The organism is Clostridium sp. SGI.024 (assembly GCF_050315195.1).
Classification (GTDB): Bacteria; Bacillota; Clostridia; order Clostridiales; family Clostridiaceae; genus Clostridium.
In genome coordinates, this window is sequence record NZ_JBNPON010000037.1 from 21212 (window position 1) to 36260 (window position 15049).

Annotated in this window: 15 protein-coding genes and 1 other annotated feature; of the genes, 1 reads left to right on the plus strand and 14 read right to left on the minus strand. The window is 28.7% G+C overall.

The window, feature by feature from the left end; translation table 11 throughout:
* Nucleotides 1-41 precede the first annotated feature (41 nt).
* The 8 genes from ACQRD5_RS10980 to ACQRD5_RS11015 form a co-directional block, all read right to left on the minus strand.
* Nucleotides 42-947, minus strand: coding sequence for a D-alanine--D-alanine ligase (locus ACQRD5_RS10980; RefSeq protein WP_294170503.1), 906 nt, complete (start codon nt 945-947; stop codon nt 42-44).
* Between the two features lie 149 nt (nt 948-1096).
* Nucleotides 1097-1747, minus strand: a complete 651-nt coding sequence (gene nth, locus ACQRD5_RS10985; RefSeq protein ID WP_294170501.1) for an endonuclease III — start codon at nt 1745-1747, stop codon at nt 1097-1099.
* A gap of 8 nt (nt 1748-1755) precedes the next feature.
* Nucleotides 1756-2460, minus strand: coding sequence for a lysophospholipid acyltransferase family protein (locus ACQRD5_RS10990; RefSeq protein ID WP_294170499.1), 705 nt, complete (start codon nt 2458-2460; stop codon nt 1756-1758).
* 35 nt (nt 2461-2495) lie between these two features.
* The gene (gene queG, locus ACQRD5_RS10995; protein ID WP_294170497.1) at nt 2496-3482 is read right to left on the minus strand and encodes a tRNA epoxyqueuosine(34) reductase QueG; all 987 of its coding nucleotides are present in this window, start codon (nt 3480-3482) and stop codon (nt 2496-2498) included.
* Between the two features lie 9 nt (nt 3483-3491).
* Complete coding sequence (epsC, locus tag ACQRD5_RS11000; protein ID WP_294362517.1) at nt 3492-4076, minus strand: serine O-acetyltransferase EpsC; 585 nt, start codon at nt 4074-4076, stop codon at nt 3492-3494.
* Nucleotides 4077-4183: 107 nt separating this feature from the next.
* Entirely contained in the window at nt 4184-5092 is a 909-nt protein-coding gene (gene cysK, locus ACQRD5_RS11005) for a cysteine synthase A (protein WP_308779503.1), read from the minus strand.
* 85 nt (nt 5093-5177) lie between these two features.
* Nucleotides 5178-5406, minus strand: a binding site (T-box leader).
* Between the two features lie 70 nt (nt 5407-5476).
* Nucleotides 5477-6736: a magnesium transporter MgtE N-terminal domain-containing protein gene (locus ACQRD5_RS11010; protein WP_427746803.1), complete on the minus strand. Its 1260-nt coding sequence runs from the start codon at nt 6734-6736 to the stop codon at nt 5477-5479.
* A 376-nt stretch (nt 6737-7112) separates the two neighbouring features.
* Nucleotides 7113-7994: a YegS/Rv2252/BmrU family lipid kinase gene (locus ACQRD5_RS11015; protein ID WP_294170491.1), complete on the minus strand. Its 882-nt coding sequence runs from the start codon at nt 7992-7994 to the stop codon at nt 7113-7115.
* Between the two features lie 250 nt (nt 7995-8244).
* Here ACQRD5_RS11015 and pssA point away from each other — a divergent pair, with 250 nt between their 5' ends.
* Entirely contained in the window at nt 8245-8766 is a 522-nt protein-coding gene (pssA, locus tag ACQRD5_RS11020; protein WP_294362518.1) for a CDP-diacylglycerol--serine O-phosphatidyltransferase, read from the plus strand.
* A gap of 72 nt (nt 8767-8838) precedes the next feature.
* Here the strand turns inward: pssA and ACQRD5_RS11025 are convergent, their stop codons facing one another.
* The 6 genes from ACQRD5_RS11025 to ACQRD5_RS11050 form a co-directional block, all read right to left on the minus strand.
* Nucleotides 8839-9204 carry a hypothetical protein gene (locus ACQRD5_RS11025; protein ID WP_294170487.1) on the minus strand — a complete coding sequence of 122 codons (366 nt, stop codon included), beginning with the start codon at nt 9202-9204 and terminating at the stop codon, nt 8839-8841.
* Nucleotides 9205-9220: 16 nt separating this feature from the next.
* A complete protein-coding gene (locus tag ACQRD5_RS11030) occupies nt 9221-9934 on the minus strand; it encodes a hypothetical protein (protein ID WP_294362519.1) in 714 nt (237 codons plus the stop codon).
* 11 nt (nt 9935-9945) lie between these two features.
* Entirely contained in the window at nt 9946-10488 is a 543-nt protein-coding gene (locus ACQRD5_RS11035; RefSeq protein ID WP_294170481.1) for a rubrerythrin family protein, read from the minus strand.
* 72 nt (nt 10489-10560) lie between these two features.
* The gene (locus ACQRD5_RS11040) at nt 10561-11931 is read right to left on the minus strand and encodes a SpoVR family protein (protein WP_320901676.1); all 1371 of its coding nucleotides are present in this window, start codon (nt 11929-11931) and stop codon (nt 10561-10563) included.
* Nucleotides 11932-11933: 2 nt separating this feature from the next.
* Nucleotides 11934-13109 (minus strand): sporulation protein YhbH, encoded by a 1176-nt coding sequence (gene yhbH / locus ACQRD5_RS11045; RefSeq protein ID WP_294189505.1) that lies wholly within the window; start codon nt 13107-13109, stop codon nt 11934-11936.
* 4 nt (nt 13110-13113) lie between these two features.
* Nucleotides 13114-15036 carry a PrkA family serine protein kinase gene (locus tag ACQRD5_RS11050; protein ID WP_320901678.1) on the minus strand — a complete coding sequence of 641 codons (1923 nt, stop codon included), beginning with the start codon at nt 15034-15036 and terminating at the stop codon, nt 13114-13116.
* Nucleotides 15037-15049 lie beyond the last annotated feature (13 nt).

A 15049-nucleotide genomic window follows, 5' to 3' on the forward strand; every position in this document is an offset into this window, starting at 1 on the left:
CTTTAGTTTTTCTTTTTTCATCTTAGGTTTACATATTACTTCTAATTATTTTTCTTTAAAGAATAATCAATTATCATATCTATAAACTCTGGATAACTTATCCCCTTTTCTGAAGCACTTTGAGGAAAAAGGCTAGTTGCTGTCATACCAGGTAATGTATTTACCTCTAATACATAAGGTGTTCCATCTTCTGTTATTATCATATCAATTCTAGAATAAACTGAACACTTTAAAGCCTTATAAGTATCTAAGGCCATTTTCTTAACTTCCTCATATATCTTAGGTTCTAAATCTATAGCATAATGTTCTGCACCATTTGCTGAATATTTTTGTTCGTAGTCATAAAAATCAGTTTTTGCTTTTATAGCTAGTACTGGGAATAGTTCATTATCAAATACAGGACATGTAATTTCATCTCCTTTAATAAACTCTTCTATCATTACTTCTTTATCCCATTTTAAGCCCTCTAAAACTGCATTTTCTACATCTTCTCTTTTAGTAATTTTAAACGTTGCAACACTTGATCCACCATTTGTCGGCTTTATAAATACTGGATATCCCATTTCTTCTATTGCTTCATAATCTATTTCTTCAACAGAAGAAACATTTAGCCATCTTGCTGTTCTTATTCCTTTAGCCTTTAATACACTTTTAGTTAAATCCTTATCCATACAAAGAGAACTACTTACAGAATCGCATCCTGAATAAGGAATTCCTAAAGTATCAAGCACAGCTTGAACTGTTCCATCTTCCCCAAATTTGCCATGTAATGCAAGTAATGCAAAATCTAAGCCTTTAACTTTTTCTAATAAATCTTCCTTCTTATCTATAACAACTGGAATAACTTCATATTTTTCTTTATTAATATGTTCCATCATTGAATTACCACTGCTTAATGATACTTCTCTTTCTGAAGATATTCCTCCCATTAAAATTCCAATTTTCATATACTGTCCTCCAACATTACAAATTTGCTATAAATCTTTTCATAATAATTATATCACTATATAAAATATGATAAAAGTTTTAAAAACCTACAAATATCTTATAACTTCTTTAAAAAAGTTAAAAATTCAGGCTAATTTTAGCCTGAATTCTATTTCTTTTTTACTTCCTTTTTCTTAACTTCTTTATAATACTTACAGTAATTAGTCAAATTACATATTTCACACTTAGGATTTCTAGCTATACAACATCTTCTTCCATGAAAAATTAATAAATGATGAGTTAAACTCCATTCTCTTTTAGGAAGCTCCTTTTGAAGTTGCTTTTCAACTTCTAAAACATTATCTGAATCAGCCATTCCTAATCTATTGGAAACTCTAAAAACATGTGTATCTACTGCAATAGAAGGAACTCCAAAGGCGTTTGATAAAACTACGTTTGCAGTTTTTCTTCCTGCACCAGCTAAAGAAGTTATTTCTTCCATAGTTCTAGGAACTTCACCGTTAAACTTTTCTTTAAGTTGGTTGCACATCATAATCAAATTTTTAGCTTTACTTCTATATAACCCTATTTGTTTAATTCTTTCCTCAAGTTCTTCTACTGATAGAGTTAAAAATGCATCTAAATCAGGATAATCTCTAAATAAGGTTTCAGTAACTTCATTTACCTTCTTATCAGTTGTTTGTGCAGAAAGTATTGTTGCTACTAAAAGTTGAAATGGAGATTCATGATTTAATTCACATTTTGCATCTGGATAATCCTCTTTCAATATATCTAATATATCCTTAGTTCTTTTTTTCATAAAAACACCTACTTATATACTCCTCTATATTTTTCAGGTAGTAAGTTTGCTATAGACTTCATTATGTATTCCATACATCTTTCATCATATACATGCTTATCTTCTTCTTTCTCCTTAACTGGTAGTGATATAGGCTCTCCAAACTTAATATTTACATCTGAGTAATTAAATTTTTCTCCTCCCATATCTCCATTCTTATTTATTGGAAGAAGAATTTCAGTCCCAGTCATTCCAATAGGTATTATACTTGCTTTAGTTAGCCTTGCTATTAGCAATATACCTTTCTTAGCTTCTATCATTGATCCAGTTCTACTTCTAGTTCCTTCTGGGAAAATCATAATATTTTCTCCACCTCTAACTAATTTAACTATCTTAGTTATGGCTTCCTTATCTGCAGAATTTGGTTTAATTCCAACATTCTTAACCATCATGGTTCCAAGTCTCGTTATAGGATCATTAGATAATTTAATTCCAGCTACAAAAGTTGGGTCATATTTTTCTTTAAGAATTTTATATAAAATTAGCCCATCTGCATTACTTAAGTGATTGCAAATGAATATTTTAGGTCCTTCTACCTTCTCTACTTTTTCCAAACCTTCCACTTTTATGTTAGCATACTTTCTAAAATACTTATTTACAATGATTTTTGTTATCTTTACTACTAATGACTCTGGCAACACATTTATTACCTTTACTAATGTTGGTGATAACATTATTCTCCCTCACTTCCTAATTCATATATCTATAATTATATTTTATTAATATTTAAAAGTCTATCAACATAATCTTTTAAATAAGGTGAATCAGTTTTAACTTCACTTATATCTCCCTTATCATTATTAATTTTTATTAAGGCATTTCTCTTTAGTACATTTTTACCTCTCCATCCACAAGAAGTTCTAAAAAATGATTCCTTAAACTCTTTTGTACTTGCATTTACTAATTCTAAAGTATTATTGCTATTCATAAAATCGAAGGGATAAAACTCATGAATTTTAGAGAATTCAATTTTTTCATTATATGGGCAACAGTTTTGACAACTATCACAACCAAATACCCTTCCCTTTAATAATTTCATATGTTTATCCTCTAAATCCTTTTTTTGAGTAAAATATGATACACAGATATTACTATTTTTCTTATAAGGATTAATAGCTTTACTTGGACAACTCTTGTAACAAAGTTCACAGCTTCCGCACTCTTTAAAGTTTTGTATTTCTTCATAATTTCTTTCATTAGTTTCTATTTCTATATCAGTTATTATTTCTCCTAAGAATACATATGAGCCATATTTTTCAGTTATTATTAAATTATTTTTCCCAACAAAGCCAATCCCTGCCAAATAGGCAATATATCTTTCCGGTAAAAAATTACTATCAACAAAGGATAAAGCTTTTCCACCATTAATTTCAATAAACTCACATATTTTGTTTAAATAAAACTTTACTACCCTATGATAATCTGTACCTCTTGTATATACAGAAAATCCATTATCATAATATTTTACATTATGAAGATAAGGGAAAGCTATTGATATAATAGTTTTCCCCTCTTCCATATATATATAAGGATTTATTCTCTTTGATATATCTTTTTCTTCAAATTCATTTTCAATTTCTTTTCTTTTTCTCTCATAAAAGAAAGCTTCAAGTTCTTCAAACCTTCTACATTTTATAAATCCTATAGTATCTAACCCTAAAGAATTACAAAAGTCTATAATTTTCTCTTTCTTCATACTGTCCCTCTAAATAATCATCTGGTTATATATAGTTTTTTTATTACCATCTTCATCTACTATTTCAATTATATCATTAATATTTCTAATTATATTTCTTCCAGCACATCCAACAACAGTAGCATCATTTGGAACGTCCTTTAATACTACAGTATTTGCACCAACTCTGCTACCTTTCTTTAATATTATAGGTCCAAGAACCTTTGCACCTGCTCCAATTATAACATTATCTTCTACAGTTGGATGCCTCTTTCCTTTTTCTTTGCCTGTTCCTCCTAAGGTAACCCCATGATATATAGTAACATTGTCTCCTATTTCACTAGTTTCCCCAATTACTACTCCCATACCATGATCTATAAACAAGCCTTTTCCAATCTTTGCACCTGGATGAATTTCTATACCAGTAATAAATCTAGCTATTTGAGAAATTAATCTAGCACAGAAAAATCTTTTATGCTTATAAAAAAAGTGTGATATTCTATAGGCTATTAATGCATGAATACAAGGATATAGTAAAAACACTTCTACTTTACTTCTCGCTGCTGGGTCATTTTCTAATATATTGTTTATATCATATTTTAAATTCTTAAACACAGCTTTTCCTCCCTTAAGTGAAATTCAAAATTTTATTTTTTTGCAAATTGACCTACTTATATTAAAGAATTTTAAATAGTGATTTTTCACTATAATTATTATTAAAGCTAATCATAAATTCCCATAGATATATATTTTTCTCCACCATCTGGTGCTATTGCTAAAACCTTTTTATCCTTTCCCAATTTCTTAGCCATCTCTAAAGCCACATGTATAGCTGCTCCAGATGATATTCCAAGCAATATTCCTTCCTTTTCTGCAATTAATTTTGTTACCCTATAAGCATCTTCATCAGACACATTCACTACATCATCAATAATTTCTGGATTATAAATTTCTGGTATAAAACCAGAACCTAAGCCCTGAATTTTATGAGCTCCTGCTCTTCCACCACTTAAAACTGGTGAATTTTTAGGCTCAACAGCAATTATTTTTATATTATTTATTTTTTCTTTTAATTTTTGTCCTACTCCTGTTACTGTTCCTCCAGTACCAACTCCAGCTATAAAAACATCTAAATCCTTTATGTCATTATAGATTTCTTCAGCAGTAGTATCATAATGTTTTTCTCTATTAGCCATATTTTCAAATTGCTGAGGCATAAAATAATTAGCTTTCTTAGAAATCTCCTTAGCCTTTTCGATAGCTCCATTCATTCCTAATAAACCTTCTGTTAGTATAAGCTCTGCTCCATAAGCCTTAATTAAATCTCTTCTTTCTTTAGACATACTATCTGGCATAACAATTACAACTTTATACCCTTTAAGTCTTCCTATCATTGCTAAAGCTATTCCAGTATTACCACTAGTAGGTTCAACTATAACTGATCCTTCTTTTAAAAGACCTTCTTCTTCGGCTTTTTCAATCATACCTAAGGCAGCTCTATCTTTAACACTTCCCCCTAGGTTATACTTTTCCAATTTAACATAAACTTCTGCACTATCTTTTGAAACTAAATTATTAAGTTTTACTATAGGTGTATTACCAATTAAATCCAATGTATTACTATAAATCATACTTCCTCCAATTATTAATCAAATAAGTTACTCCTTAATACAAGAGCTAAAATAAAAAAAATAAAAAAACTTCGTCTCTAAGCCTTATAGAGACGAAGTAAACTCCGTGGTTCCACTCTAATTAGATTAAATAACTAATCTCACTCTTAATGCAAATTGCATTTCATTGTAACGGATGATACCGGAAAGTCCTACTACTATTTCAAACTTCAACTCCAAAGGGCACTTCATATAAATTCTAGGTGAAAAGTTCTCATCTATCTTTTCTCTCTGTAACCTTCCTTTATACTACTCTTCTTTTTCACAGTTTTTAATTCCGAGTAATTTACTAAATTTTATATTTTATATTATATGACTAAAATTATAAATGTCAATAATCACTAGTTATCTTATTTTTTTCTTCCAAATTGGATATAAAATTTCATCTATAATATCATGAGTATTTACTGCTCCAATTAGCTTATTTCCCTCATCTATAACTGGTATTGTTAATAAATCATATTTTGCTATAAGCTCTATAGCTTCATTTATATCTACGTCATTTCTTATAACATCTATATCCTCTGTCATTATATCCTTAACTTTAACTTCCGGTTTATTCAAAATTAAATCTGCTGGTGTTATAGCTCCAATAACACTATCTTCTTCATCAGTTATATAAATTCTATAAAGTTCATCCTCTTCTAATTCTTCCATTTCTCTTAATATATCTATTATTTCACCAACAGTTATATCTAAATTAAATGAAATAAAGTCTGTACTCATTATACTTCCTACAGCTTCATCTTCATATTCTAATATTTCTTTAACTTCATCAGCATCTTCTTTTTCTAAATTCACAAGAATTTTTTCTCTCTCTTCATCGTCTAATTCGTCTAATACATCTGCAATTTCGTCATTAGACATTATTTCTAAAAGTTCTGCTGCCTTAGTTTCACTTAATTCCTTTATTATACTTCCCTTATATTCTGGTTCGATTTCCTCTAATGTATCTGCTGCTAAATCTTCATCTAAAGATTCAAATATTTGTTTTCTCGAACTTGCATCTAAATTTTCTAAGATATCTGCTAAGTCTGCTGGATGAAGTGTTGAAAGCTTTTTATATGGAACTGAAATCTGTAAATTATTATTTACCATTTCTAAAGATTCAACATCATCCCACATTAAAACTCTATCTTCATAATCCTTTCTTAATATCTTGTAGATAAAGCTTCCAAGTTTTGCACAATTTAATCTTCTAAATCTTGCAAAAGGACCTGTTTCTACAGCTATAACTCTATACTCTCCAGCAATTTCGGCTATTCTTAAATCATCAACTCTTACTACCTGTTTCCCATTAATATCAACTATTTTTTTATCTAATAAGTTTTCTGATAATAAATAAGAATATGTTCTTGGTAGTATTTCCTTACTTCCTCTTGTAACTATTTTTATTCTATTACCATCCTGTTGATAGAAGTTAATAGTTCTAAATTCATAATGAAAAGTAGAGCCATCTCTTTTAACCTTATAACCAATAACTCTAGGATAACCATCTTCAGTAGTTACATAAATATCTTTTAGTTCCCCAATGCTTTCATCAAATTCATCATAAATCTTTTTGCCAAGAATATTTGTGTACAAAAATACTGATAGTTTTTTCATATTCTTCATGTCTTTTCCTCCTCATTTTTTAGAGGAGTCTTTTAAGAATGTTTATTTATAATGAAGCTTATCTCCTCTAAAAATCTAATATTCAGTTTTATTAAATCGCTACTCTGAGGGACACCCTCCATTTAAATTCACTCCTTATTTTAACTTTATTATTTTGAGCTAATTCACATTCTCTCCAATATTATATTATATTAAAATCACTCAAAAAGGCAACTTATAAATAAAAAATAAATAGAACAATATAATGTTAGCTGTGACCTCGCAAGCTCCAAGTCACACTAACATTATATTGTTCTATTTCTATACTAAAGGATATAATTCCTCCCTCACTCGGAATTATATATTTTTCATTATTCACTTTTCATTTTTATTTTACGCCTAGGACTTTAAGTCCACCTTTTATACATTTTATGTTAAGAGGGAAATCAGGTCCCTTTTCTCCATCTATGTCTGTAACAATATCCTCATGGGATTCTATATATATGTTATTAGTCTTAAAATAAATAACATTATCAGAATCTAAATGCTCCCCCTTTAATACTTTCACAAATAAAGGTATAAGTTCAATAATAGGAATAGCCTTAAAAATAATAACATCTAATAATCCATCATCAGCACTTGCTTTAGTCGCCAGTTTAAAATTACCAGCCGTTTGTCCATTGAATACAAGCATAAAGTACATATTTCCTTCATACTCCATTTCTTCAGACTTAATTTTTATTTCAAGTTTTCTAAAATTAGGTAATTCCTCTAGACCCTTTAAATAATATGCTAACTTCCCAATTGTATTTTTTAAATTAACATCTGTTTTTTGAGAAACATCTGTAAATAGTCCTGTACTTGCTACATTAACAAAATACTTATCATTAATACTTCCTAAGTCTACTGAAGTAACTTCAGAATTTAAAATTTGCCTGCAGGCTTTACTTATGTCTGATGGCATACCTAAAAATTTTCCAAAGTCATTTGCTGTACCAACTGGCAATATTCCAATTGGAACAGATACTCCTGCCTTAGCCATAGCATTTACTACATTATCTATAGTTCCATCTCCACCAGCAATTAATACATAATAATAATTAGTATCTCTAAAGTCGTTAAAAGCATTAATTACATCTATTTCTTTATCTATTCTATAGGGGACAATAGTATATCCTGCTTCTTGATGAATCTTTATTACAATATCTAGATGATCTAATATCACATTTTCCCCAGAATACGGGTTATAGATAAATTTAACCTTTTTCACTTTATCCCTCCTTATTTTACGAAAGTAAATTATTTTCTAAAAATTTGTTTACAATATAATATATTACTATACTACTATATTTTACTTATAAATCAAATTATTTATTAATTCTAAATCTTAATTTTATATTAATAATTCTTTAAATCTTATAAATGCTTATATTTTTGTAAAAATTATGATATAATATTACATTATTGATAATAAGATTAAGGCAAAAAATTCAATGGACCTTAAAATCAGGAGTGATTATATGAGAAAAAGTTGTATTCCTAATGTTTTTACATTTATTAATTTATCATGTGGTATAATATCTATTTTATGCACTTTCGAAAATAATTATTTATTTGCTAGCTTTTTTATATTAATAGCAGCCCTTGTAGATAGATATGATGGAAGAATAGCTAGATGGTTAAATGTTTCTAGTGAACTTGGTAAGGAATTAGATTCCCTTGCAGATCTTGTTTCCTTTGGTGTAGCACCATCTATTTTAATGTTTTTAATGTATCAATTAAGAAATGTTGGACCAGCAGGACTAATCGGTACAATAGTATTATTGGCTTTCCCTATTTGTGGAGCTTATAGATTAGCAAGATATAATACTTCAACTTTTGATGGAGTATTTACAGGAGTACCTATAACTATTGCAGGAAGTTTTATTGCTATATTTGCATTCTTTACAATTAACCGTGCAGTAAATCCATTTATTCCTATAGTTTTATTAATACTAGGTTCTTATCTTATGGTTAGTACATTTAAACTAAAGAAAGTATAATAATTTATATAAAAATATAATAAGGAGTTGCTTAGCAACTCCTTATTATATTTTTCATTCTGCCTAATTCATTTAATCATCATCTTCATCCTCATCATCTCTTGAAGATGAATTTTGAAATTCTACCTCATTATTAATTTCTGTTAATATATTATCTTTAATAGCTTTATCATCTATAAAGCTTTTCTTTATCTTACAATACTTAAAATAAGATGTATTACACTCATCTAAGGTCTTTATTATCTCATCTATTATTTCTCCTAGATTATCTGCTCTTTTAACAGCTTCTTTAACATCACTTTTTTTAGCCTCAGATATATTATTAAGTTCATATGCACCACCTATTAACAATCTATAAGAATTAACTAATGTACTTAATAAGGTAGTAAGGTTGCTTACATCAGTGTATTGATTATTTATTAGCCCTCTATATGACAATAAATCACCTGCTTATTTACCTATTTTCCATTTCAGTAAGAAACTCATTATCAAGCTTACTATATAGATTTTCTCCTTGTTTAAAATTATTTTCTATTTCCATTGAACTTTTGCAGATACTTCTTATATTTACAAGTTCACAATTTATATTCCTTATTTCTTCTTTTAGAATCTCCCTTGCATTATTAAATATTGTATCCATAGTTGCCTCTATCTCATCATAATTTAAATTTTTGCAATTAAGTTCTTTTAAATTATTATTATATATATCTTCAAGTTCTCCTATATATTTATCTATAATTTGATTTTCATCTGATTGAGAAATAGGCATTCCTACATTAATTATTAATTTTCTATAATCATTATAAAGATTTCTAAAAGCTTTAGCATAATAATTAATTAGTTTTCCAATATTAAATCCATTTTTATCTAAGCAATTTGCTCTTTTTAATTCTTCTATAAATTTCATAAAACTCTTTGAATAATTCAAAATTTGTTCCTGAATTTTTTTATCATTTATGTTAATTAAATCTTCCATATATTCTGCAGTATACCCTGTATCTTCTCCTCTACAATCAATATACTCTAAATCTTGAAGTTTTTTTCTACTGTTACTATTCAAATTACTATACTCAGTATCATATTCCATGGAATTATTTTCACTATTATACCTAAAATCATCACTAAAGACTACTGGAACAAAAAAGTCCTTTGGTATTGAAATAAACATAAGCTACCTCCTTAAGCATTTGAAACTTTACAATAAGGTTTAAAATATGCTCTTGGATACTTACATAATGGACAAATTAATGGAGCCTCTTCTCCTTCATGAATATATCCACAATTCATACATATCCATAAAGAATCCTTTGGTCCCTTAAACATCGTTCCGTCTTCAATCTTATCATATAGCTCCTTGAATCTCTTTGAATGGCCTTCTTCTACTTCTGATAATTCCTTATAAAAATCTGCTATTTCATTAAATCCCTCAGTCCTAGCTTCTTCCTCAAATTTCTTATATACATTTTCAGCTTCATTAGTTTCTCCTAAAACACTATCTAGCAAGTTATTTTTTGTACATCCAATTAAGTTTAAATATCTACCTAACACTTCCCTTGCATGAGCTAATTCATTATGTGCAGTTTCATCAAAAATTTCCGCCACCCATTGATATCCATCAACTCTAGCTTTTTCACCATATAAAGTATATTTAGTCCTAGCTCTTGATTCACCAGCAAAGGTTCTATAAAGATTTTGTTCTGTTTTACTTCCTTTAAGATCCATCATATTCTCCTGTAAATTATATATATTTATAGACTATGCAATCTCTTATTTAATTGTGAAATAAAAGGGTACCTAATTAATATATATATTCCTATCTTCATTACAAACTATTTCCATAGCTTTTTCATCCTTACTCTTAGTTAAAAGTATTACTTTATGCCCCCATAAATCTTGTATATACTTTAAGGTTTCCTTAGCATAAGTTAATTCTAATTCTCTACCATCAAAATTATGCTCTAAAGTTAAACTTAAATCTCTTTTATTTAAATTAATAACTCTTATATATGGAATTGATGCCACACCACAAGTATCGCCTAAATAATTTCTAATTTCCATCCAGCCATCTTCATCCGACACTTCTTTAACTACATAGTCAAAACTTTTCTTAGCATACTGAAATAAATTTAACTCCTGACAAAGTTCTTTTGTAAGATATCTTCTTATAAATGAGCTATCTCTTTCATTTTTTCTAACCTCAAATATCTTTTCTCTACCATACCTATACTCAATATCTTGAAAAATCTTAAAGCCTATAAAATAAGGATTCAATCCCCCTAATATAGGTGCAACTACATCATTATGTCGTTTTAGAAATTCAAAATGAAGTCCATCTTCTAAATTTAAAGAATTTAAAATATTATAATGCCAAAAGCTTGCCCACCCCTCATTCATTATCTTTGTTTCAATTTGAGGTATAAAATACTGGGTTTCCCGCTTTACTATTTTCAATATATTTTTGCCCCATTCTTCTAGAGAACCATATTTAATAATAAAACCTAATAAATCATCAGAAGGCTCTAATGGTATTTTAGATAGGTCTGGAAATTGTATTTCCTCATAGGCATCTAATATTCCCTTATTCTCCTTTTTAGAATTATAGTATGAAATAATACTATCCTTAAGTTCTTCCTCAGATAACTCCTTAATTCCAATCGTTCTAGGTATTTGATATCTTATTGCATGAGCTGCATCTAATATCTTCTCAACTTTTTCATAGCCTATACTTGGATCATTTATATATCCTCTTATTATTTCAGCATCTAACTTGAACATTTCTAAGACATTTTTTGCTTTAGTTCCCTCAATAAACAATCTATTATTAGCAAAAAAATCATTATGCCCATATACATGAGCCATAGTTAATATTTGTAATAACAATGTATTTTCCTTCATTAAATAGCCAAGACAAGGATCTGAATTTATTACTATCTCATAGGGCAATCCTGTCATGTTTAATGAGTATAGAGTTTTATTCTTATCATAAGCCTTTCCATAACTCCAATGTGGATATTTTGAAGGCATACCTAAATATGCCTCATATCCTAACATTTCATTAAAACCTATTATTTCAAATTCTTGAGGGTAAAAATTAAGTCCAAGCTCCCTTGCCCTACTTTCAATTATTTCATTCCATTCTTCTAAAGTCTTAAGATTGTATTCCATTTTTAATCCTCCTTAAGCTCTTTAGATAGCATTATCTTTAAAGCTACCCATAAATCCTTTTTCTCTTTAACTATTACAGAAATAAAATTTTTATGTTCTATTTCCTTATTAAATCTATAATACATAGTTGTTGAGTAGGTAGAAGATAGTAATTCAGCATATCCAACCATATTACTTATATCACATAATTCTCTTACTGATTTCATAGCCCTTTCATTATCTTCACTCCAATTATCCCCATCACTAGCATAAAGGGGATAAATATTCCACATTTCTGGTGGATATTTTTCTTTAATTAATTTTAACGCTTCATTAATTCCACTAGAAATATAAGTTCCACCAGATTCTGCTTTATGAAAAAATTCATATTCATTTACTACCTTTGCTACGGTTGTATGAGATATAAATTCAAAAGCAATATTATTATATTTTCTTTTTATAAATCTTGATAAAACAAAAAATAATGATCTTGCCATGTACTTCTTACTACTATCCATAGATCCTGAAACATCCATAATAAAAATCATTACTGCATTACTTTCCTTCTTAGGCTTCTTTTTTATCTTATGATATCTAAGGTCTTCCTCTTTAAATGGAAATCTCATTATTTTACTATCTATTCCAGCTTCAATTAATGCTCTTTTTTTTCCTTGCTTTCTTGAAATCTTTGAAATAACAGTTTTTTTCTTTGCTAGCCTTGGGTTTATTCCATATCTTTGATATCCACGTTTTCTTCCTGAGCTTTCAGTTATTATCTCTGAATACTTTTTTCTATCTAAATTAGGTAATTCTAAATCTTCAACTATATAATCCATAAGTTCTTCTAAAGTTACTTCAGTTTCATATATATCTTCCCCAGGGGAATTACCTGCTCCTGAATTTCCTGCATTTCCAGAACTTTTACCACCATCTCCAAGTTTATCTCCTCGTTTTTCTTGCCCAGTTCCAGTAGCAACTCCTTTATTATTTTTACCAAATACAAATTGATATTCTTTTATTCCCCTAATAGGAATCTTAAACTTCTTATTTTTACTTTCTCCTATTATGCTTTCTTCTGAAAGTATATCTCCTAAGTTTTCCTTTATAGACTTTTCTACTAATTGTCTATGCCTTCTTCTATCTTCTATAGATCTATCATGCTCTAATGGATTATCTGCATTGTCTCTAAAGATTGCCATTATATCAATCCTTCCATAAGTTGTTTGCTGCGTATTTAAGTATTACATCACAACAATGTAGACAATATCCATTGCTTTGCATTTCTTCAACCATAGAATTATATTTTTCAGCTTGTTCTGAATCCCTAACTCTAGACTTAGTTATTATTCTAGATAAATCTTTAACAGATGCCATAAGTTTCTTTTCTATAGCTTCTTTCAAAGGCTCATAAGAAGAATAATCTATTTTGCTACCATTCCTAACTAAATAGAACATATATGAAGTTACATCTGCTCTAAATCCCTTAGAAGAATTTTCAGAAACTCCTATTTGCTCTTCTATACTTCTCATAAATTCTTCATCTGGATTTAATTCTTCACCAGTTGATGTATCTTTTATTTTACTCTTATTTACAAAGGCTTCTGCATTATCTATATAATTATCAAAAAGACTTTCAGCTTGTTCTCTAAAAGAATGTATAAATGCTTTAGTTATTTCCTTTTCTAAAATCTTGTTATATTCTTTTCTTATTGTATCTTGTATAAATCCAAGATACTTTTTCTTATCTTCTATAGCAATATCTAACTCTTTAACAGATTTAATTATACTTTCCATTATACTTAGTGGATTAATACAGTTATGCTCTGAACTAGATAAAGCATTATCTATTGTTTTAACAATAAACCTTGTACTAATCCCCTTCATACCCTCATATGAACCAGCTTCTTCTCTAAGCTCACTTATATCTATTCTCTTAGTTCCACCCTTTTCTACTATTTCTTCTCCGTTATATATCTTAAGCTTAGTTATAGGATCCACTTTAGCTGAAGGTGATAATCTTGAAAGAATTGCAAACATTGCTGCAATTTCAATAGTATGTGGAGCAATGTGAGCATTAAAATTACTCTTCTTTAATATCTTTTTATAAATCTTTACTTCTTCATCAAGCTCTAAGCAATAGGGAACTTCAATTTTAACAATTCTATCTAAAATAGCTTCATTAGTATGATCTGACTTAAACTTATTCCATTCTGCTTCATTAGAGTGTGCTATTATAACTCCATCAAAATAAATCATAGCACCCTTTCCAGGTGATGGAATAGATTTTTCTTGAGTTGCAGTAATAATAGTATGAAGATATTCAACATCATTTTTAAACACTTCTATAAATTCAACTAAGCCTCTATTTCCAACATTAAAAGCTCCATTTAATGAAAATATTCTTGGATCATCTTCAGGATAAATATCCATTTTTGAAATATCTATAGATCCTGTTAAAATTGATGTATCTTGATTATTTGGATCAACAGGTGGTACTACCCCTATTCCCTTTCTTGATCTGATAGAAAATTCCTTTCTTTCTACTGGAAAGTTTTCATATTCTCCATTATACTCATTTAATAATTTATACCTGCAAACTGGGCATAAATCACCTTCTATTTTACTTCCTAATAACTTTTCAAATTCTGGTCTTAAATGTTTTGGTATTAAATGTAGTGGCTCCTCATGCATAGGGCATCCCTTTAATGAATAAATTGGCTCACATTCTACTAAGGCTCTCTTTAAAGCTTCTACTAAAGAAGATTTCCCTGCACCAACTGGACCAACTAAATATAATACTTGTCTTGCTTCTTCTCCATTCATAGAAGCTGAATGAAAATAATTCACAAGCTTCATGATTATCTTATCAATACCAAAGAAATCATCCTTAAAGAATCCATATTTTCTTATAGAATCATTGCCATATATTTTCTTAACCTTAGGATTTTCTTCCCCTTTTAGTACTTCAACTCCCTTGCTAACTATCATGTCATAAATTCGTCCATGTGAAAGCTTAGCTATATCTGGGTTAGCCTTAACAAGCTCTAAATAATCCAAAAATTTCCCTTCAAATTTTTCCTTATTTCTGCTTTCTCTATCACTTTTTATAAATTCCTTGAAATTCAAAATGACTCCCCTC